Raw genomic sequence first — 951 nt, forward strand, 5'->3', positions numbered from 1 at the left:
TCCGGATTTACCTGGAACATCCGCCTACATGCTTAAACCGGGACAACCGTCGCCCGGCCAACATAGCCTTCTCCGTCCCCCCTTCGCAGTAACACCGAGTACAGGAATATTAACCTGTTTCCCATCGACTACGCCTTTCGGCCTCGCCTTAGGGGTCGACTCACCCTGCCCCGATTAACGTTGGACAGGAACCCTTGGTCTTCCGGCGTGCGGGTTTTTCACCCGCATTATCGTTACTTATGTCAGCATTCGCACTTCTGATACCTCCAGCAACCCTCACAGGCCACCTTCAACGGCTTACAGAACGCTCCCCTACCCAACAACACATAGTGTCGCTGCCGCAGCTTCGGTGCATGGTTTAGCCCCGTTACATCTTCCGCGCAGGCCGACTCGACCAGTGAGCTATTACGCTTTCTTTAAATGATGGCTGCTTCTAAGCCAACATCCTGGCTGTCTGGGCCTTCCCACATCGTTTCCCACTTAACCATGACTTTGGGACCTTAGCTGGCGGTCTGGGTTGTTTCCCTCTTCACGACGGACGTTAGCACCCGCCGTGTGTCTCCCGTGATAACATTCTTCGGTATTCGTAGTTTGCATCGGGTTGGTAAGTCGGGATGACCCCCTAGCCGAAACAGTGCTCTACCCCCGAAGATGAGTTCACGAGGCGCTACCTAAATAGCTTTCGGGGAGAACCAGCTATCTCCCGGTTTGATTGGCCTTTCACCCCCAGCCACAAGTCATCCGCTAATTTTTCAACATTAGTCGGTTCGGTCCTCCAGTTAGTGTTACCCAACCTTCAACCTGCCCATGGCTAGATCACCGGGTTTCGGGTCTATACCCTGCAACTTAACGCCCAGTTAAGACTCGGTTTCCCTGCGGCTCCCCTATACGGTTAACCTTGCTACAGAATATAAGTCGCTGACCCATTATACAAAAGGTACGCAGTCACCC

Annotated in this window: 1 rRNA gene; it reads right to left on the reverse strand. The window is 53.4% G+C overall.

Annotated elements, in window-relative coordinates:
• Positions 1-951: ribosomal RNA gene (locus tag ACESQ2_RS28395) — 23S ribosomal RNA — on the reverse strand; the annotation flags it as partial.

It is taken from the genome of Klebsiella sp. Q11 (assembly GCF_964241505.1).
GTDB classification, from domain to species: Bacteria; Pseudomonadota; Gammaproteobacteria; order Enterobacterales; family Enterobacteriaceae; genus Klebsiella; species Klebsiella michiganensis.